Raw genomic sequence first — 18,387 nt, 5'->3', positions numbered from 1 at the left:
CTTTCCACCGCAGAAAATGCGGCGAGGTATGGCGTTGGACGGATATTCTGCGCTCGACCGTTTGGACCTGAGAATCCTGGCGATTCTGCAGGCCGATGGCCGGATTACGAACCAAGCCCTGGCTGAGAAGGTCGCCCTGTCACCCAGCGCCTGCCTGGCGCGCGTGCGACGCCTGGAGGCCGATGGCCTGATCCTGGGCTACCATGCTCGGCTCGACATCGAGCGCATCCGCCCGACCGTCACGATCTACGGCGAAGTGACGCTAAAGAGCCATCGCCCCGCCGACCTCGCAGCTTTCGAGGCGGTTTTGCTGGACATTCCCGAAGTCGTCGAAGCCGCGCAAGTGTCGGGGCCCTTCGACTATCTGATCAAGGTGGTGACGCCCGACGTCCGCGCCTGGGGCGAACTGGCCGATCGCCTGCTGCAGGAAGGTCTGGGGGTCGACAAGATCGCCTCTCACATCCTGATGAAGGACGCCAAGCCCTACCGGGGCGCGCCGGTGACGACCGGCCGCTAGGCGTCTATCCCATCGCGTCCTTGATCTTCGCGGCCGGGATCTCGCCGGTGGCGAGCTTGGCTAGGATCAACGCCGAGAGCTGGGCGCGCTCAACGAAGCTCTCGGGCCAGGCATGCTCGGCCTCGCTATGGATATCGCCGCCACGAACCCCCAGCGTATCGACGTTGGGAAGGCCGGCCGCGAACAGGTTATTGCCTTCACAAACCCCGCCCGACGACGCCCAGGTGATCTCCTGGCCGAGCAAGGCGCCGGCCTCCTTCACCGCCCCGAACAGCGTCTGCTGCGCCGCATTGAACGGCTTGGCGGGGCGGGTGAAGCCGCCATGCAGATGCGCCTCGATCCCGTCCGCCGCCGTGGCCGCCACCGCCTCCTTGACGAAGGCCAGCGCCCAGCCAGCCGCCGCCGCGTCAGGCAGCCGAATATTGAACCGCAGCACGGCGCGGTCGGGCACGACGTTCAGCGGCCCTCCACCGTCGATCCGCGCAACGTTCAGGGTCACCCCGTCGCGTTGTCCATTGGCCGCGACCAGCCGCACGGCCAGGTCGGCGGCGGCCGCGATAGCGTTCCGCCCCTTGGCGAATTCGCGCCCGGCATGGGCCGCGCGCCCCCTCACCACGACGTGGAAATTGCCCGACCCCTTGCGCTCGGCGGCCAGCGCGCCGCCGGCCATGGCCGGCTCATAGGTCAGGCCGACATGCCCCTGCCCTGCAAGCTCCGCCAGCAGCGGACCAGAGGCCAGTGAGCCGATTTCCTCGTCGGGCGAGAGCAGGACCCGGTAGCCAATATTGGCCTTGGCCGGATGCGCCTCCATCGCACGCAGGGCCGCCAGCATCACGCTGATGCCGCCCTTCATGTCGGCGATGCCGGGGCCGTTCAGGGCGCCGTCGGCGCGCGGGAGCACACGGGTGAAGCCGCTCCCCTCCGGATAGACGGTGTCGTAGTGCCCGGTGAGGATGACCTGCACCGCAGCCTCCGGCCGCACGGTCAGGCGCAGGGCGGGCGTGTGACGCTGGGGCTTGAGCTCGCCATCGGCGGACACATCGTGGCTGTCGGCCAAGGCGATGCTGTCTACCTGGCCGGGCAAATCGCGCAGCACGTGCTCCAGCACCACGCGCTGAGATTCGAGTCCCGCCAAGTTGCGGCTGCCGGACGGAATGGCGCACCAATCAACGGCGCGGCTAACGATTTCGGCCTCTTCTCCGGCCAGCCGATCGAGGATCGCGGTATCTTCGGAATTGAGTTTCATGCCGCGAGGTCACGCCGAAAAGCGGGCGCGCGCAAGCGCCGCCTTGAATGCTATCTGATCGCCATGTCCATCGCCTTCCTTACCCGCCTGCCCGCCGAAGCTGCTCAAGCATGGCTAGCGGCCCTACGCGCAGCGCTGCCGGAAGACGATATCCTCGCGGGTTTGGCGGCGGGCGCCGAGATCGCCGTGGTGGCCGCGCCGGCGCCCGGCGAGCTGGCCAAGCTTCCCAAGCTCGGCTTTATCCAGAGCGCCTGGGCCGGGGTCGACGGCCTGCTGAGCGATCCGCTGTTTCCGCGAGAAATTCCCCTCGCGCGCCTGATCGATCCCAGCCTCGCCGGCCAGATGGCCGAAGCTGTCGCCGCCCACGTGCTGGCTCTGCATCGCCGGGCTCCTGCCTATCGCGCCCAGCAAGCGCAGGCGCTGTGGCGACAGTTACCGCAGGTCTCGGCCCATCAGCGTCAGGTGGGCCTGTTGGGCTTTGGCGAAATGGCGCGCGCGAGCGCGACTATGCTGGAAAAGCTTGGCTTTCAGGTCAGCGCATGGAGCCGCAGCCATGGCGACCTGGCGTCCCTGCTCGCGGCGAGCGACATCGTCGTCAACCTGTTGCCCCTGACGTCCCGGACCAACGGCGTTCTGGGCCAGGAGACCTTCGCGCGCATGAAGCCCGGCGCCGCGATCATCAATGTCGGGCGCGGCGGACACCTAGTGGAGGCTGACCTGATCGCGGCGTTGGACGAGGGCCAGATTTCGCACGCGGTGCTGGACGTGTTCGAGCCCGAGCCCCTGCCTGCCGGCCACCCTTTCTGGAGCCACCCGGCCGTCACCGTTCTGCCCCACGTCGCCGCCATCACCGATCCCGTCAGCGCCTCCCAACGGATCGCGGCGAACATCGCGCGGTTCCGAGCCGGCGAGGAGATCGAGGGCCTGGTCTCCCGCGAGACCGGCTACTGATCATATCGGCAGCTCGGTGACGGACTTCACCTCTTCCAGCACCGCATAGGTCCGCGTCTCGCGCACCCCCGGCATCGCCACCAGCACCTCGCCCAGGAAGCGGCGATAAGCCTCCATGTCGCTGACCCGCGCCTTGATCAGATAGTCGAAGCCGCCCGCCACCATGTGGCATTCGAGGATTTCCGGCGTACGCTGCGCGGCGTGGGCGAACTCGGTGAAGGTGTCCCCCGTGGTGCGATCAAGCTGGACCTCGACAAAGATCAGGAGCGCTCGGTCGATGGCCTTGGGATCCAGTATGGCCGCAAAGCCGGTGATCACCCCGCGCTCCCGCAGACGGCGAACCCGATCCGAACAGGCGGACGCCGAGAGATTGCATTGCTGGGCCAGATCCAGATTGCTGATCCGGCCATCGCGCTGGAGCACCCGCAGCAACCGCCGATCTGTGTCATCCAGATGCACATTGTCCGGCATGATTTCGAATTTTCCAATTTTGATGCGGCGAGGGTTACTCAGGTCCGCAGGACATCCGCCACCATAAGAGTTACGCCGGACGATAGAAATTCCATTCTTTCAAGGCCCGCCATGACTTCCTGGACCGCTCTGGACGACCTATCCGCCAAGTATCGTGACGAGACTGAAGCGGTCACCGCCCTGCTGGCCGCGCGGCCCCTGTCGCCCGAACAGCGGGCCGCTGTCCGGGCGCAAGCCGTCGATCTGGTGCGGGCAGCGCGCAGGTCGGCCAAGCGGCAAGGCGTGGTCGAGAGCTTCCTGCAGGAGTTCAGCCTCAACACGCGCGAGGGTTTGGCCCTGATGTGTCTGGCCGAAGCGCTGTTGCGCACGCCCGATCAGGGCACCCGCGACCGACTGATCGCCGAGAAAATCGGCGGTGCCGACTGGGCCAGCCACCTCGGCCAATCCGACAGCCTGTTCGTCAACGCCTCGACCTGGGGCCTGATGTTGACCGGCAAGCTGGTGGAGGTGGACGACCAAGCGCGCACCGACCCGCCAGGTTTCCTGCGCGGCCTAGTCGAACGTATTGGCGAACCGGTCGTGCGCAAGGCGGTCGCCCAGGCGATCGGCATCATGGGCGAGCAATTCGTTCTTGGCCGCACTATCGAAAGCGCGCTGAAGCGAGCAGCGAAGGAAGGGCAGGTCTGCTCGTTCGACATGCTGGGCGAAGGCGCGCGTACAGCGACCGACGCGGCCCGCTACGAGCGTTCCTATGCCGACGCGCTCGAGGCGGTCGGAAAGGGCTCCAAGGGAGCGGGCCCGGAAACCGGCCACGGGGTGTCCGTCAAGCTCTCCGCGCTCTGCCCTCGCTACGAAGCCACCCACGAAGCGCGCGTCTGGACCGAGCTCTATCCGCGCATGAAGCGCCTGGCCCTGATCGCCGCCCGGCACGACATCAACTTCACGATCGACGCCGAGGAAGCCGACCGGCTGACCTTGTCGCTCAAGTTGCTCGACCGGCTGGCGCGCGAGCCTGAACTCGGCGCGTGGAAGGGCCTCGGTCTCGCGGTCCAGGCCTATCAGAAGCGTGGCCCTCTTGCGGTCGCCCGCATCGCCGAGATCGCCAAGGACAGCGGCCGGCGCCTGATGGTGCGGCTGGTGAAGGGGGCCTATTGGGATTCGGAAATCAAACGCGCCCAGGTGAACGGCCGCCCCGACTATCCGGTCTTCACCACCAAGGCCGCCACCGACCTATCCTATCTGGTCTGCGCGCGCGAACTGATCGCCGCCAGCCCGAACATCTATGCCCAGTTCGCCACCCACAACGCCCACACCCTGGCCGCCGTCCACGCCATGGCGAGCCAGGCCGGGGTGCGGATTGAGTTTCAGCGTCTGCACGGGATGGGGGAAGCGCTCTACCGCGCCGCCGACGACCTGCGGAACGGCGCCGTGGTGCGAACCTACGCCCCGGTCGGCGGTCACGAGGACCTGCTCCCCTACCTGGTGCGGCGCCTGCTGGAAAACGGCGCCAATACCTCCTTCGTCCATGCGCTGTTGGATGAGCGGGTTCCGGCAGAGGACGTCGTGGTCGACCCCATTACGGCCGTCGAGAAGGCGGGGGCCGGGCCACACCCGAAGATTCCGCGACCCGTCGACCTATACGGCGCTGAACGCAAGAACTCGCTGGGCGTCGATCTCTCGATCCCGGACGAGGCGGCGCGGCTGCATCACGCAACCCGCGCCCTCCAGCCGCTGGCGTCCGGCCCCCTGGTTGGCGGAGCCCTTCGCAAGGGCGGCGAGCTCCAGGCGATTCACAGCCCCGCTGACAATAGCGTCGTGGTTGGGCACGCCGCCGAAGCGTCCACCGTCGATATCGACGCAGCCTTCGTCGCTGCTCACGCCGCGCAACCCGCCTGGAACGCCATCGGCGGCTATCGCCGTGCCGAGGTGCTGCGAAAGATGGGCGATGCGCTTGAGGCGAATATGGACCGGCTGGTCGCGATCTGCTCCCGCGAGGCTGGCAAGACGCTGGCCGATGGAATTGCAGAGGTCCGCGAGGCGGTCGATTTCTGCCGGTATTACGCGCACCTCGCCCAGACACGGTTCGCCGGCCCTGAAGTGCTGAAGGGTCCGGTCGGGGAGGCAAACACCCTTGAACTCCACGGCCGCGGCGTCTTTGTCTGCATCAGCCCCTGGAACTTCCCACTCGCCATTTTCACCGGCCAGATCACCGCCGCGCTCGCCGCCGGCAACGCCGTCGTGGCCAAGCCGGCCGAACAAACCCCTCTGATCGCCGCCGAGGCCGTGGCGCTCTTCCACGAAGCGGGCCTGCCGCCGGCTTTGCTCGCCCTCACTCCCGGCCGGGGAGAGACGGTGGGCGCGGCCCTGACGGCCCATCCCGGCTGTGACGGGGTCGCCTTCACCGGCGGCACCGACACCGCCCGGCGGATCAACCAGACCCTGGCCGCCCGCCCCGGCCCGATCATCCCCTTCATCGCCGAGACCGGCGGGCTGAACGGCATGTTCGTGGACACCACAGCCCTAAAGGAACAGGTCGTCGACGACGTTGTCCTGTCGGCGTTTGGTTCGGCGGGACAGCGCTGCTCGGCCCTGAGGATCCTCTTCCTGCCGAACGACACCGCCGACATGCTGATTGAGTGCCTGAAGGGCGCAATGGACGCGCTGGTGGTTGGCGACCCAGCTGACCCGGCTACCGATGTCGGGCCCGTGATCGATGACGAGGCGCGCAACGCCCTCGCCGCCCACGCTGTACGGCTGGAGAAAGAGGCGAGGATCCTACACCGCCTGCAGACGCCGATCGACGGCGCCTTCTTCGCCCCTCTGCTTGCCGAGATCCCTGCGGCGAACTTCCTGGAGCGCGAGGTCTTCGGCCCTATTCTGCACGTCGTCCGCTACGATCCGGCGGACCTGGCCAAGGTGGCGGGCCACCTTGCCACGCTGGGATATGGCCTGACGCTCGGCGTCCACTCACGCATCGACGCCTTCGCCGCGGAGGTCCGCAATCTGGTTCCCGCCGGCAATGTCTATGTGAACCGCTCGATTATCGGCGCTGTGGTCGGCGTCCAACCGTTTGGCGGCGAAGGCCTCTCAGGCACCGGCCCAAAGGCCGGCGGACCCAACTCGCTGTCGCGTTACGCGATCGAGCGCGCCATCAGCGTCAACATCACTGCGCAGGGCGGCGACCCAGCCCTGCTGAATCTCACGATGTAGGAAGAAATTGAGGAGCCCCGGAAACGGGGCTCTTCGCGATGGTACCACCTCTCGGGTTCGAACCGAGGACCTCTAGATCCACAATCTAGCGCTCTAACCAGCTGAGCTAAGGCGGCTCATCGCGAGGCGTCCTTCTAGTCGCGCCGGGCCGACCAATCAAGCGTTGCTGCGTGCGACCAAGTGATCTTTGCAAGAATTATCAACGGGCACGAAAAAGCCCCGAAAGCTCGCGCCTTCGGGGCTCATTCTTGGGTCGACGCTATCGGCTTGGAAGCCGTTAGCCCTTCGGAAGCACGAAGCGGATCGGGATCCGCACAGTGCCGCCTTCAACGGGCGCGCCGTCCTGGGTCTTCGGACGCATACGGAAGAGCTTGCTCAACCGGATCGCCGCAGAACCGAAGTCTTGGTCAGCGGGTTCCTCAGAAACCACTTCGCAGCTTTCGAGGCTTCCCTTCGCCGTCACCTGACAGCTCAGCGTCGCCCTGCCTTCGATGTTCATCCGCATCGCACGGTCAGGATAGTACCGCGCAATGTCCTCGCCAGAGGGTCGACGAGCCCAATCAGGGTTCGTGATGACCGACGGACGCGGAGGAGCCGGAGGGGCAGCCCTCGGCGGTTCCGGTGTCTCGATCCGCTTCTCAACCGGCGGAACCGGCAGAGGCGGGATCGTCGGCAAGTCTGCCGGCACGTTCACCGGAGGCCGCGGTTGCAGCTTCGGCGGCGGAGGTGGCGGCGTATTCGGAGGCGGAGGCGGAGGCGGCGGAGGCGGCGGCGGGGCGGGCTTGATGATCGCCACGTCCGTCACATCATCCGAGTACTCCTTGTACTTCGGCTCGAACTTAGACTTGTACAGGTAGAAGCCAAGAGCGCCGTGCACGATGATGGAGCCAACGATGGCGAGCGTTACGCCAACATTACGCTTCTTCTTCGGCTCGTCGAAGACGCTCCGCTCGTGGTGCTCTTCCTGGGTAGTGTCGGTGGTTTCAGCCATTCGTCACCCCCCTAGTTCTTGTCTTCGCCGATAAGGGCCACGCTGTAGAAACCGTTGTCCTGAAGCATGTTCATCACACCCATGAAGTCCCCGTAGAGGACGTCCTTGTCGGCGCGAATGAAGATGCGTTCTTTCTCCGGATTACGTTGCCCGATCGTACTGCGCAGGTTGTCACCGAGATCAGCAACGTCCGTAGGGGTGTCACCAAGATAGATGGATCCGCCCGACTGGATGCTGATGTAGACCGGCTTAGGAGGGTTCGTAGAGGGTTTAGCGACTGCGGGGGGGAGAGCAACTTGCACAGTCACGGCGGCCATTGGCGCCGCGACCATGAAGATGATCAGGAGGACCAACATAACGTCCACGAAGGGCGTAACGTTGATTTCGCTGTTCGCTTCTACCGCATACCGGCCACCCCCAGAACCTGAGAGTTTGGCTCCCATGTCGGTTAGGCCCCTTTGTCGAGCTGCCGGGAAATGGCGTTCATCAGTTCAGCAACGAAGCCTTCCGTACGCGCGCCGTAGGCAGAAACGCGGGTCTGGAAGTAGTTGTAGAAGATAACCGCGGGGATAGCAGCGAACAGACCGATACCGGTGGCGAGAAGCGCTTCGGCGATGCCGGGGGCGACGACGGCCAGGTTGGTCGTGTTGGTGTTCGCGATGCCGATGAAGGAGTTCATGATCCCGTAAACGGTACCGAACAGACCGATGAACGGACCGGACGAACCGACGGAGGCCAGGAACTGCATGCCGCTGGACAGACGCTTGCCGAGGTTGGCCTGAACGGCGCCAACGGCCATTTCAGCACGGTGCAGCGTAGTTTCGCGGTGAGCGCCGCTGACGGCGAGGCCGGCTTGACGCGACAGTTCGACTTCTTGGGTCGCCGCGGCGGCCATATCGGCCAGCGGGTTACCTTCGAATTCGTCCGAGAGGGCGATACGGCCCATGTCGTTGACCGACTTGGCGCCGCGGAAAGCTTCGACGAAGCGGTCCGAGGCTTTGTTCAGCGAGGCGAACTCAACCAGCTTGGTGACCAGCAGGGTCCACGAGAGGATCGAAGCCAGAACCAGGCCGATCATAACGACCTTAACGACCGGCTGGGCGTCCATGAACATCTGCATGACGGTCAGCTGACCGGCATGTTCGATGGTGGCCGGAGCAACGTCGCCCGCAGGGGCGGCGTCAGCGGGAGCGGTGGCGGCCGGAGCGGCCGCAGCGTCAGCAGCCGGAGCGGCCGCTGCAGCGTCGGCGGCGGCGGGAGCGGCCGGAGCGGCTTCCTGCGCGAACGCCGGCGCGCTCGTCATCAGCGCAACAGCACCGAGGAGAGCGATGAAAGGGATCTTTCGTTTGTTGTCGAGCATCTGTCGCCAGTTCCTGATTGGTCTAGCACGTTTGGACCGAAGGGTCGTCGCGCGAGAGCGTCTCCCACCCTAACTAAACAAGCCCCTCGCCCCGCCTGGTTTGCACCAGCCAAGACGCGAGAGCCGCTTTCGCTGCGCCCGACCCGTGGCGCCTGTTTCCAATTACGTGAAACTGGGCGTTCAGAGGCGGGTGCGAATTCGTTCTCCCCGAGGGAAGCCCGAAATCTTACCGCTATGTTAGACGTGCGGCAGGGGTCCTTTGGCAACCCCTATTCCGGGCGTCAAGGGGGCATACTTCTGCCTGCGACCCCAGGAACCAGGTCGGCGGCCGTGTAATGCTGCGACGCACAACGCGCGACCCAAGTAATCCAGGTCGATTTTCTACTTTCGGAGGAATTTTTATGCCGCAACGCAGCAAATCTGACCGAACGCTGGTCTTGAAATAAGCACCCGGTACATGGCGGCGAGGGACCCTCCCGCCTGGATTTCACTCACCCGGCGCCGCCATCCGCGACATGGGATTCTCAGGCGCCCGAGTCAATCGACGTTCGCCGAGGTGATGCGCGAGAGCCCGGCGGCGTGTCGCGGGCGCCATGCAGCGCTGTGGCGCGTTTGCCGCCTGCCAGACCGCATCCCCAACCAAAGAGAGCCCACTATGGCGACAGAAAAGCAGAAGATGATCGCCGGAGAACTCTACAGCGCCGGGGATTCTGAACTTCAGCGCGACCAAGCCGCGGCCCTGACGTGGATGACCGTCTACAACAGGCCCGCCGTGACGACGGCACATGAACGCCACGCCCAATTGATTGAAGGCCTTGGCAAGGTTGGGCGTGACGTCGTCATCCGGCCGCCGTTCCACATCGACTACGGCTACAACATTGCGTTGGGCGACGGCGTATTCCTGAACTTCGGCTGCGTGGTGCTGGACGTGACCGCCGTGACAATTGGTGAGGGAACGCAGATCGGCCCTGGCGTCCAAATCCTGACAGCCGACCACCCGCGCGATCCAGCCGAGCGTCGCTCTGGCTTGGAGTTCGGCCGGCCCATTCATATCGGTGCGAATGTTTGGATTGGCGGCGGCGCGATCATCCTGCCGGGCGTCACGATCGGCGATGACGCGGTGATCGGCGCGGGCGCGGTCGTCACGCGCAATGTGCCAGCCGGTGCGACGGCCGTCGGCAACCCGGCCACGGTGCGCTAGAGCTTGCCTAGCCAAGTTAGAGAGCGTGAGCGCATGCGGGCCGAAACCAAGTCTTCGTTCCCCGCTGTCGCTGACGCGCGCACTCGCCTGTTGGTGCTGGGTAGCCTTCCGGGAGAGATCTCGCTCGCCCACGCGCAGTACTACGCCCATCCCCGCAATCAGTTCTGGCGGCTGATGGAGACTGTGATCGAACAACCCTTGGCCGACGTGGCCTATGCGAAGCGGTTGGCGATCTTGCTCGCGGCAGGGGTCGGGGTATGGGATGTGATCGCTTCGGCCGAACGCCTAGGCAGCCTGGACACCAACATCCGCAATCACCAGTCCAATGCGTTGGCCGATTTCGCGGCCACCCTGCCCGAGTTGCGGGCCATCGCCTTCAACGGCGGCAAGGCCTCAAGCCTTGGCCGCAAGCAACTTGGCCCCGAACCCGGCTACGCCCTCATCACCCTGCCCTCCAGCAGCCCGGCCCACGCCGCGCTATCGTTCGAACAGAAGCGCATAGAATGGCAAGCGCTGGCGAGATTCGTGCGCGCCGAAGCCTGAGGCCACTAATAGAGAGGGGAAGGAAGTGGTGCCTGGGGGCGGATTCGAACCACCGACACGTGGATTTTCAATCCACTGCTCTACCAACTGAGCTACCCAGGCCCAGAGCCGTTCCGATCAGGTCGGGCGGCTCAAGATCTTTAGTTCGACGCCCTCTTTTGAGGAGAGCGGCGGGCCCCACCTGCGCGGGAGCCGCGTCTATAGAAGAGGCGCCGCCGCCTGTCCAGCGGCTCTTCAGTCTTCTGAATTTTCCTCGTCGGGACCGCTGTCGTCATCGGCCGCCGGGATGGCGTAGCGGTTGCTCAGCCAACGCTGCAAGTCCACGTCGGCACAACGTTTAGAGCAGAACGGACGGTACTCGGGGGTCGAGGGCTTTTTGCAGATCGGGCAAGGGGCGCTCATGACGCACTCACATCGAAACGCTCGCGGGGGGAGGCAGGCTCGGGGCGAATCGTAAAGCGGGCGCCGATCTTCGCGGCCAGTTTCTCGGCCAGCGGCTTGGCTACGTCAGCGACGGCGGGCGCGCAGGTGGCGGTAAGCCGCGCGCCAGGTTGGGCCGCGCCTTCATTCTCGATCGCCCGGATCAGGCGCAGGGCCAGCGTCAGATTGGTCAAGGCGCCGTTCGCATCACACAGGGTCTCAGCCAAGGGCGGGCCGCGACGCGGGATGGTCATCTCCATGGTGCCGAACCGGCCTACCGGCCCGATGGCGACGCCGGGATTGTCCGGCGAGAAGGCCGCCCGAGCCGCGGTCAGCAAGGCGTTGCCGTCGTGGCCGCGCCCGACCAGATCGATTACCACGATCCCACCCAGGCTTTTCAGGCGCAGCAGGCGGCCCGAAGCAGCCAGCGCCGCTAGATTCGCCGCACGGGTGACGCGTTTGACGTCATTGCCCTTGCGCTCGCCGATATCGACATCGATGGCGACCAGCGCCCGTGTCGGCTCGATGGCCAAATTTCCGCCGCCGGGCAGCGGATGAATGATGTCGAGCGCCTCGGCCTCGGCCTCGTCGGCGACTTGCCGCGCCTCGCGCCCTTCAATGATATCAACGCCGCGCGCGAAGGCGGCGAGTTGTTCAGCCATCGAAGGCGGGGCGACCAGCAGGCGCGGCGCGCCCTGAGCCGGCCCGATCACCCGGACGGTGGCGAGCTTGCCAAGCCTTGGCTCGGTGCGAATCTCGACCTCAAGCGACTGGCCCTCCACGGGCCGCGCGTCGGGCTTGAACGAGAACAGCGCCTCGACACCGCCGAGATCGACAAACGCCGAGGCGAAGGCCGGCTCCACCTTGCGCACCCGCGCGATGTGGCGGGCGCCCAGGCGGGTCGCCTGATCATCGCCGTCGCGCTCGATCAGCAAGCGTTCGGGACGGCCGTCCAGCAGGACGACGCCGCGCGTTTCGCCAATGCCGCGATCCAGAAAGAGGCTACGCTCGCTCATGTGCGGACAAACCCCAAGCCCGTCAGAAGGTTCATGGTTTCATATAGCGGCAGGCCGACCACCGCAGGATAGGATCCCTGGATCGACATGACGAAGGCGCCGGCCCTGCCCTGGATCGCATAGCCGCCGGCCTTTCCGACCCCCTCCCCGTCCTGGAGATAGGCGTCGATTTCAGCGGGAGTGAGGCGCTTGAAGTGGAGGCGGGTTTCGACCAGCCGCTTCACCGCGCGGCCGTCGGGCGCGACCACGGCGACCGCAGTCAGAACCTTGTGCGCGCGGCCCGAGAGTAGTTCCAGACATTTGCGCCCCTCAGCCGGCGTCTCGACCTTCGGCAGGATACGGGTCCCCACGGCGACAATGGTGTCGGCCGCAAGCACATAGGCGTCACCATGGATTTCGGCGACCTTGGCCGCCTTGGCGACCGCCAGGCGCAGCGCCGTCTGGCGCGGGGTCTCAGTCTTCAGCGGCGTTTCGTCGATCTCGGCGGCCACGACGGCGTCCGGGGTCACGCCAACCTGGCGCAAGAGATCCATCCGCCTGGGACTTGCGGAAGCCAGCACCAGGCGCTGCGATGTCATATTTGGCAAATGGCCTCTAGCGGACTCGGAAGGTGATACGGCCCTTGGTGAGGTCGTAAGGGGTCATCTCGACCACGACCTTGTCGCCAGCCGAAACGCGGATGCGGTTCTTACGCATCTTGCCGGCCGTGTGACAGATTATCTCGTGATCGTTCTCGAGTTTCACTCGAAACGTGGCGTTGGGCAGGACTTCACTGACCACACCGGGAAATTCCAGCAACTCTTCTTTCGCCATGCAAGCTCCAACAGGTGGCGGTCAAGGGAACGGCCAACGAAGTGAGTCGCGACGTGAGCCGGGGCTGCAGATTTTAGCGCTAAGCGCTGTACGCGCTCAAAGGGCCAATGGCTAGCGGGGGAACCGTTCAGCGATCCGCTGCGCCAGGGTGTCGCGAACTTCGCGATAGGCCGCCATCCGCGCTTCACGGGAACCGTCGGCAAGGGTCGGATCGAAGGTTGGCCAATACTCGATCTCGGCCGACCGCCCTCGGGTCAGCTCGACGGCCCGATGCTGGGCCTCGGGCGTCAGGGAAATGACCAGATCGAAGGACGCATCCTCCAGATCATCGAAGGTCTTGGGCGCATGGCCCTCCAGGTCGCAGGATATCTCGGCCATCACCGAGCGTACGAACGGATCGGCGCCCTCGCCCGCCTCGCCCGCCTCGCGCTTCAGGCCGCAACTGTCGACATAGACCCGGTCGCCCAGCGCGCGCTTCAACAGCGCCTCGGCCATCGGCGAGCGGACGCGATTGAAATTGCAAGCGAATAGGACCGCGCCGGGCAAGGGCGGCCGCGATGCGTCAGCCGGCATCGAACCCTAGCCTCGCCAATGCAGGGCGCAGATCAGCGTGAACAGCCGCCGCGAGGTGTCGAGATTGGTCTCGATCTTACCCTTCAGGCGAGTCCGCAGCAGCTCGGAGGCCTCGTTGTGCAGACCCCGCCGGCCCATGTCCAAGGCCTCAATCTGCTGAGGCGTCGAATTTCGGATCGCCTGGTAGTAGCTCTCGCAGATCAGGAAGTAGTCCTTGATAAGCATGCGGAACGGCGACAGCGACAGGATATGTCGCTTCTCATAGTCCGGGCCGCGGACGTCCAGCACCAGCCGGTTCTCCAGCAGCCCCATGCGCAGGTCATAGGGACCAGTCTGCGCGCCCTCGGGGAAGAAGTAGTTCTCCTCCAAGAGATCGAAGATGGCGATCTGCCGCTCCTGCTCCTGGTCGCGCGAGACCGCGGCGAGGGAATCCTCGTCGATCTCCACGGACTGCAGGCGGTGATGGGTGCGGTCTTCGTCGGCCATGGCTCAATGGGTGAGGGCTTGCCTGGAGCTTTATTGCAAAGCACCCCCTAACGTCATCCTGCCACGTGCGATCTTCGCACCTGCGCACAAGAAAAAGCGTCCGGCGTGTCTCGCCGGACGCTTTTGTCACCCGGCCAGGGGGACCGGGGACGGCGAACAGGGCCGCCTAGTAGCGGTAGTTCGCGTTCTGATAGCCAGCAGGCTGGACGTAGGCGCCGTGAACATAGCCGACCCCGACGCCGTTCTGGCCGACCAGGATCCATTCGGTCCCGCGCACCCGAGCCATCGCCTGGAAGGTTTCGCCAGCCCGCAGGCTGCCGACCCGGGCGGCCGAGGTGGTGGGCGCGGCCCGCAGGTTCAGGGTCGAGTTGGCGACGAAGGCCCCGCCGTCACGGACATAGGCGGCCGGGGACAGGTTGCCGTTCAGGCGGTAGCCATTCTGGACATAAGTCGCCGGGCGATAGGCCTGTTGCTGGCCTCCGTAGTAGGCGTTCTGGTTCGCTGCATCGCGCTGCATCTTGCAGCCAACCCAGGAACCGGTGGCCGCGCCGGCGACCGCGCCGATGGCGGTCCCCGTGCCACGGTCGTTCTTGGCCAGGTTCGAGCCGGCGGCCGCGCCGACCAGCGCGCCGATCAGGGCGCCGCCAACCTGCTTGCCGCCAGGAGCGTCGCAGCTGACGATGGAGCCGGGGCCGCCGCCAGTCGGGTTGCGGTACTGCTGGGCGTTGGCCGTACTCACGGCGCCGATCGCCAGAGCGCCGGTCAGGGTCGCCACGGCCGCGCCGCGCATCATTTTCGAAGTCTTCAGAGTGCGCATAGCCAGGTCTCCGTCCTTGTAGGGTTCTGCCTGGAGCCTTCCGGCCCCAATGACGAACACCCTAGCGAGGCCTTCCTGAACGGCCTCCGAGACAGAACTGACAGGAACTGTTCAGCTTCGTTGATCGCCGCTGCGCAGACTCATTCCTCTCTCTCGGGGGAGGTTAGGTGAAGGGGGCGGCGCGCAGCGGCGCTCTATCGACCATCAACCCGCGTACGGGCGAGGCCGAGGCCCCCTCACCCGGCCTCTCCCAGCCGGGGAGAGGAGAAGACTAGCCCTGCTTGGTCAGGCGGATCGCGGCGGAACGCGCGTGGGCCGGAAGCCCCTCGGCGTCGGCGAGGGCGACAGTGTGGGGGCCGAGGATCGCGAACGACTTCTCGTCGCACTTCACGATCGAGGTGCGCTTGATGAAGTCGTAAAGCGACAGCCCCGAGGAGAAGCGCGCCGCACGGCTGGTCGGCAGGACGTGGTTCGAGCCGGCCACATAGTCGCCAATGGCCTCGGGCGTCAGCCGGCCCAGGAAGATCGCACCGGCGTGGCGGACCTGATCGGCCAGACGCTCTGGATCATCGAGCGCGAACTCGACGTGTTCCGGCGCGATGTAATTCACGAGACGAGGCGCCTCATCGAGCGGCGCGATAATGATCGCCCCGTGGTCGCGCCAGGAGGCGGTGGCGTCCTCGCCTGTGCTCAACGATTTCAGTTGCTCGGCGACCTGGGCGGCGACGGCTTCGCCGAACGCTTCGTCGTCGGTGATCAGGATCGATTGCGCGGCCGGGTCGTGCTCGGCCTGGGACAGCAAGTCGGCGGCGATCCAGTCGGGGCGGTTGGCTCCATCAGCCACCACCACGATTTCCGAGGGGCCGGCCAGGGCGTCGATTCCCACCGTGCCATAGACCCGGCGCTTGGCGGCGGTCACATAGGCGTTGCCCGGACCGACGATCTTGTCGACCGGCGCGATGGGGCCAGCGCCATAAGCGAGCGCGGCCACCGCCTGCGCCCCGCCGACCCGCCAGATTTCAGTGACCCCTGCTTCCTTGGCGGCGGCCAGCACCGCCGGCTGCAAGCGCCCGGGCGGCGTAACCATGGCGATGCGCTCCACGCCGGCGGCGGCGGCGGGCACGGCGTTCATCAGCACCGTGGACGGATAGGCGGCGCGGCCGCCCGGCACATAGATGCCGACCGCTTCGAGCGCGGTCCAGCGCCAGCCTAGTTCGACGCCCGCTTCGTCGGTGAAGGCCATGTCCGCCGGACGCTGGCGTTCGTGATAGGCACGGATACGCTTGGCGGCGAAGGCCATGGCTTCGCGCACCTCGGGCGAGCACTCGGCGGCGCCCGCCTCTATCTCCTCGGCGCTGACCCGGATGTTGCTCTCATCGACCTCGGCGCGGTCGAACTGTCGACCGAAGCGAAGCACGGCGTCCAATCCCTCGGCGCGGACAGCAGCCAGGACGTCACGGACGGCGGTGTCGACTTCCTCTGGCGTCTCACGGCGCTCGTCGATGAACGCGGCGAAGGCGGCCTCGAAGCCGGGCTCGGAAAAACGGAAGCGGCGCATGGCGCGCTGTTTAGCGGCCAGGGCCTTGCCGCGCTAGGGCTCAGAGCTCGTGTTTCGGGGTTCGCGGCGTCGGCCAGGGGGAGCTGACATCGGCCAGCACCACGTCCAGGCACTCGACCTCCGCCCGCAGATCGCCGCCCCCGGCGAAGGTGAAGACCACTGCGCCGCCCGGCGCCTCGCCTGGTTCGAACGCGATGTTCAGCAGCTCAACCACCGCGTCCTTTGCTCCGCGCCGCAGCTTGCGCGCTTGGACCTTCAACACCGAGCCGAGTTGGATGGCCGAACGCACGCGCTCGCCACCCTTGGCTTCCCACCGATAGCGGTTGAGGGCCAAGGTCAATTGGCGGGTGGCAGGCTCGTAGAGGATGTCGCCGATCTTGCCGACTGCATCCTGCAAGGCGGCGGCGATCACGGCGAGATCCTCGGCGTCTTCCGCCAGCAGGCGCAGACCAGCAGTCTCTGTCATCTCAATCCTCTGGCTCGCCGGTTCCGGCGATGCGGCGGACATTGGCTCCGCAGGCGCTCAGCTTCTCTTCCAGCCGCTCAAAACCGCGGTCAAGGTGATAGACGCGGCTGACGACCGTCTCACCCCGCGCGGCCAAGGCAGCGATCACCAGGCTGACCGAAGCCCGCAGGTCGGTGGCCATCACCTGGGCGCCCTCCAGCGTCTCGACGCCGCGTACCCGGGCCTCGCCGCCCGACACCAGGATGTCGGCGCCCAGCCGCGCCAATTCAGGGGCGTGCATAAAGCGGTTCTCGAAGATGGTCTCCTTGATGACGCTCTCGCCGTCGGCCAGCGTCATCAGGGCCATGAACTGCGCCTGCAGGTCGGTGGCGAAGCCCGGATAGGGGTCGGTTTCGATCTCCACCGCCTTCAACCGCGCGCCGTTGCGCTTGATGGTCATGCCGTCGTTGTGGCGGATCACCTCGACGCCGGCCTCGACCATCTTGTCCAGCAGGGTGTCGACGAAATCGCTGCGGGTCTTGGTCAGGCGCACCTCGCCGCCGGCCATGGCGGCCGCCAGCGCGAAGGTGCCGGTCTCGATCCTGTCCGGAATCACCGAATGGGTCGCGCCGTTCAGATGATCGACCCCCTGGATCCGGATGGTGGAGGTCCCCGCCCCCGACACCTGAGCGCCCATCTTGTTGAGACATTCGGCCAGATCGCCAAGCTCGGGCTCGCGCGCGGCGTTTTTGAGCACCGTCTCGCCCTTGGCCAGCACAGCGGCCAGCATCACGTGCTCGGTCGCCCCAACCGAGACAAACGGGAACTCGATCTCGGCCCCGACCAGGCCGCGCGGGGCCTGAGCGTAGACATAGCCCTCGTGCAGGTCGATGGACGCACCGAGCGCTCGCAGCGCTTCCAGGTGCAGGTCCACAGGCCGCGCGCCGATGGTGCAGCCGCCGGGCAGCGAAACCTTGGCGTGACCGGTCCGCGCGATCAGCGGTCCCAGGACATTGAACGATGCCCGCATCTGGCGAACCAGTTCGTAGGGCGCAAAAGCGCTGACGATCTCGCGCGTGTGCAGGATGGTCTCGGCGCCGTCGTCGCCGTCCTGTTCAACGATGTCAGTCCCAAGCCGGCGCAGCAGTTGGCCTAGGAAACGTGTGTCGGCGAGGCGCGGCATGTTGGTGAGCCGCAGGGGTTGGTCGGTAAGCAGGCTGGCGGCCATAAGCTTGATGGCCGAATTCTTGGCGCCGCTGATGACGATTTCGCCCTCAAGCCGCGCGCCGCCGGTGATGGCGATGCGATCCAATCTAGTCCCTCGGAAGGGGGCATGCGCTTAGGGGGCGCTCTCCCAGACCCTTCGCTCGCTATCTAACCTGCGTGGGTCAGCGGCGAAAGCGGCCCCGTTTCACGAGCGCTTGTCCGAATCGTCGGGCTTCGGCGCGGGCTTGGGAGCCGCCTTACGGCGTCGCAGATTCGCCCTCAGCGCGGCGACCAGCGCCGCCTCCCTCTCTTCAGCGGCCGTTTTTCCCGGTTTTTCCATGCGGAATGGGGGTGCGGCGAGACGACTTGCACGTCAAGTTCGGTTTTCGCGATTTTACGCTTCACTCCGGCGCGGGCTTTGGCTATAGCCCGCGCCTCGTCGCCGCCGTAGCTCAGTGGTAGAGCGCATCCTTGGTAAGGCTGAGGTCGGCAGTTCAATCCTGCCCGGCGGCACCAGTGTTCCCCCAACCCCTTCAAAGGGTTGGGGGAACGCCAATTCCCCT

Annotated in this window: 20 protein-coding genes and 3 tRNA genes; 6 read left to right on the top strand and 17 right to left on the bottom strand. The window is 66.0% G+C overall.

Features of this window, described 5'->3' with window-relative positions; genetic code table 11:
- Positions 1-28 precede the first annotated feature (28 nt).
- On the top strand, positions 29-517 hold the full coding sequence (locus Q8M13_RS07095) for an Lrp/AsnC family transcriptional regulator (RefSeq protein WP_305299078.1): 489 nt from the start codon (positions 29-31) through the stop codon (positions 515-517).
- Between the two features lie 4 nt (positions 518-521).
- On the opposite strand, the gene Q8M13_RS07090 is transcribed toward Q8M13_RS07095, so the two are convergent.
- Positions 522-1,763 carry a hydrolase gene (locus Q8M13_RS07090; protein ID WP_305299077.1) on the bottom strand — a complete coding sequence of 414 codons (1,242 nt, stop codon included), beginning with the start codon at positions 1,761-1,763 and terminating at the stop codon, positions 522-524.
- A gap of 63 nt (positions 1,764-1,826) precedes the next feature.
- On the opposite strand from Q8M13_RS07090, the gene Q8M13_RS07085 reads away from it, so the two are divergent.
- Positions 1,827-2,714, top strand: a complete 888-nt coding sequence (locus Q8M13_RS07085; protein WP_305299076.1) for a glyoxylate/hydroxypyruvate reductase A — start codon at positions 1,827-1,829, stop codon at positions 2,712-2,714.
- On the opposite strand, the gene Q8M13_RS07080 is transcribed toward Q8M13_RS07085, so the two are convergent.
- A complete protein-coding gene (locus Q8M13_RS07080) occupies positions 2,715-3,185 on the bottom strand; it encodes an Lrp/AsnC ligand binding domain-containing protein (RefSeq protein WP_305299075.1) in 471 nt (156 codons plus the stop codon).
- Positions 3,186-3,296: 111 nt separating this feature from the next.
- Between Q8M13_RS07080 and putA the strand changes: the two genes are divergently transcribed.
- Positions 3,297-6,395, top strand: coding sequence for a bifunctional proline dehydrogenase/L-glutamate gamma-semialdehyde dehydrogenase PutA (putA, locus tag Q8M13_RS07075; RefSeq protein ID WP_305299074.1), 3,099 nt, complete (start codon positions 3,297-3,299; stop codon positions 6,393-6,395).
- A 39-nt stretch (positions 6,396-6,434) separates the two neighbouring features.
- On the opposite strand, the gene Q8M13_RS07070 is transcribed toward putA, so the two are convergent.
- The 4 genes from Q8M13_RS07070 to exbB form a co-directional block, all read right to left on the bottom strand.
- Positions 6,435-6,511, bottom strand: a tRNA-His gene (locus Q8M13_RS07070).
- Positions 6,512-6,672: 161 nt separating this feature from the next.
- Positions 6,673-7,386, bottom strand: a complete 714-nt coding sequence (locus Q8M13_RS07065; RefSeq protein ID WP_305299073.1) for an energy transducer TonB — start codon at positions 7,384-7,386, stop codon at positions 6,673-6,675.
- 11 nt (positions 7,387-7,397) lie between these two features.
- The gene (locus tag Q8M13_RS07060) at positions 7,398-7,829 is read right to left on the bottom strand and encodes a biopolymer transporter ExbD (RefSeq protein ID WP_305299072.1); all 432 of its coding nucleotides are present in this window, start codon (positions 7,827-7,829) and stop codon (positions 7,398-7,400) included.
- A gap of 5 nt (positions 7,830-7,834) precedes the next feature.
- The gene (gene exbB, locus Q8M13_RS07055) at positions 7,835-8,746 is read right to left on the bottom strand and encodes a tonB-system energizer ExbB (protein ID WP_305299071.1); all 912 of its coding nucleotides are present in this window, start codon (positions 8,744-8,746) and stop codon (positions 7,835-7,837) included.
- Between the two features lie 655 nt (positions 8,747-9,401).
- Here exbB and Q8M13_RS07050 point away from each other — a divergent pair.
- Together Q8M13_RS07050 and Q8M13_RS07045 are read left to right on the top strand one after the other, a co-directional pair.
- Entirely contained in the window at positions 9,402-9,947 is a 546-nt protein-coding gene (locus tag Q8M13_RS07050; RefSeq protein WP_305299070.1) for a sugar O-acetyltransferase, read from the top strand.
- 33 nt (positions 9,948-9,980) lie between these two features.
- Positions 9,981-10,490 (top strand): DNA-deoxyinosine glycosylase, encoded by a 510-nt coding sequence (locus Q8M13_RS07045; RefSeq protein WP_305299069.1) that lies wholly within the window; start codon positions 9,981-9,983, stop codon positions 10,488-10,490.
- A 26-nt stretch (positions 10,491-10,516) separates the two neighbouring features.
- Here Q8M13_RS07045 and Q8M13_RS07040 read toward each other — a convergent pair.
- From Q8M13_RS07040 to murA, 11 genes are all read right to left on the bottom strand, one after another.
- Positions 10,517-10,592: transfer RNA gene (locus Q8M13_RS07040), tRNA-Phe, on the bottom strand.
- A 132-nt stretch (positions 10,593-10,724) separates the two neighbouring features.
- Entirely contained in the window at positions 10,725-10,892 is a 168-nt protein-coding gene (yacG, locus tag Q8M13_RS07035) for a DNA gyrase inhibitor YacG (RefSeq protein WP_305299068.1), read from the bottom strand.
- The gene (locus Q8M13_RS07030; protein WP_305299067.1) at positions 10,889-11,926 is read right to left on the bottom strand and encodes a ribonuclease E/G; all 1,038 of its coding nucleotides are present in this window, start codon (positions 11,924-11,926) and stop codon (positions 10,889-10,891) included. The genes yacG and Q8M13_RS07030 overlap by 4 nt, the downstream gene beginning before the upstream one ends.
- Positions 11,923-12,504 (bottom strand): nucleoside triphosphate pyrophosphatase, encoded by a 582-nt coding sequence (locus Q8M13_RS07025; protein WP_305299066.1) that lies wholly within the window; start codon positions 12,502-12,504, stop codon positions 11,923-11,925. The genes Q8M13_RS07030 and Q8M13_RS07025 overlap by 4 nt, the downstream gene beginning before the upstream one ends.
- Before the next feature lie 16 nt (positions 12,505-12,520).
- Positions 12,521-12,739 carry a translation initiation factor IF-1 gene (infA, locus tag Q8M13_RS07020; RefSeq protein ID WP_305299065.1) on the bottom strand — a complete coding sequence of 73 codons (219 nt, stop codon included), beginning with the start codon at positions 12,737-12,739 and terminating at the stop codon, positions 12,521-12,523.
- Between the two features lie 111 nt (positions 12,740-12,850).
- Positions 12,851-13,312, bottom strand: coding sequence for a low molecular weight phosphatase family protein (locus tag Q8M13_RS07015; protein WP_305299064.1), 462 nt, complete (start codon positions 13,310-13,312; stop codon positions 12,851-12,853).
- 6 nt (positions 13,313-13,318) lie between these two features.
- Positions 13,319-13,798, bottom strand: a complete 480-nt coding sequence (locus tag Q8M13_RS07010; protein WP_305299063.1) for a UPF0262 family protein — start codon at positions 13,796-13,798, stop codon at positions 13,319-13,321.
- A gap of 166 nt (positions 13,799-13,964) precedes the next feature.
- Complete coding sequence (locus Q8M13_RS07005) at positions 13,965-14,615, bottom strand: SH3 domain-containing protein (RefSeq protein WP_305299062.1); 651 nt, start codon at positions 14,613-14,615, stop codon at positions 13,965-13,967.
- 271 nt (positions 14,616-14,886) lie between these two features.
- Positions 14,887-16,173: a histidinol dehydrogenase gene (gene hisD / locus Q8M13_RS07000; RefSeq protein ID WP_305299061.1), complete on the bottom strand. Its 1,287-nt coding sequence runs from the start codon at positions 16,171-16,173 to the stop codon at positions 14,887-14,889.
- A 40-nt stretch (positions 16,174-16,213) separates the two neighbouring features.
- Entirely contained in the window at positions 16,214-16,639 is a 426-nt protein-coding gene (locus tag Q8M13_RS06995) for a DUF2948 family protein (protein WP_305299060.1), read from the bottom strand.
- A gap of 1 nt (position 16,640) precedes the next feature.
- Positions 16,641-17,930 carry a UDP-N-acetylglucosamine 1-carboxyvinyltransferase gene (murA, locus tag Q8M13_RS06990; RefSeq protein WP_305299059.1) on the bottom strand — a complete coding sequence of 430 codons (1,290 nt, stop codon included), beginning with the start codon at positions 17,928-17,930 and terminating at the stop codon, positions 16,641-16,643.
- Between the two features lie 335 nt (positions 17,931-18,265).
- On the opposite strand from murA, the gene Q8M13_RS06985 reads away from it, so the two are divergent.
- A tRNA-Thr gene (locus tag Q8M13_RS06985) sits at positions 18,266-18,340 on the top strand.
- The last annotated feature ends 47 nt before the right edge of the window (positions 18,341-18,387 follow it).

The organism is Phenylobacterium sp., from assembly GCF_030681155.1.
Lineage (GTDB): Bacteria > Pseudomonadota > Alphaproteobacteria > Caulobacterales > Caulobacteraceae > Phenylobacterium.
Note: the sequence above shows the minus strand (reverse complement) of the source record. Positions and strands in the feature narration are given on the sequence as shown.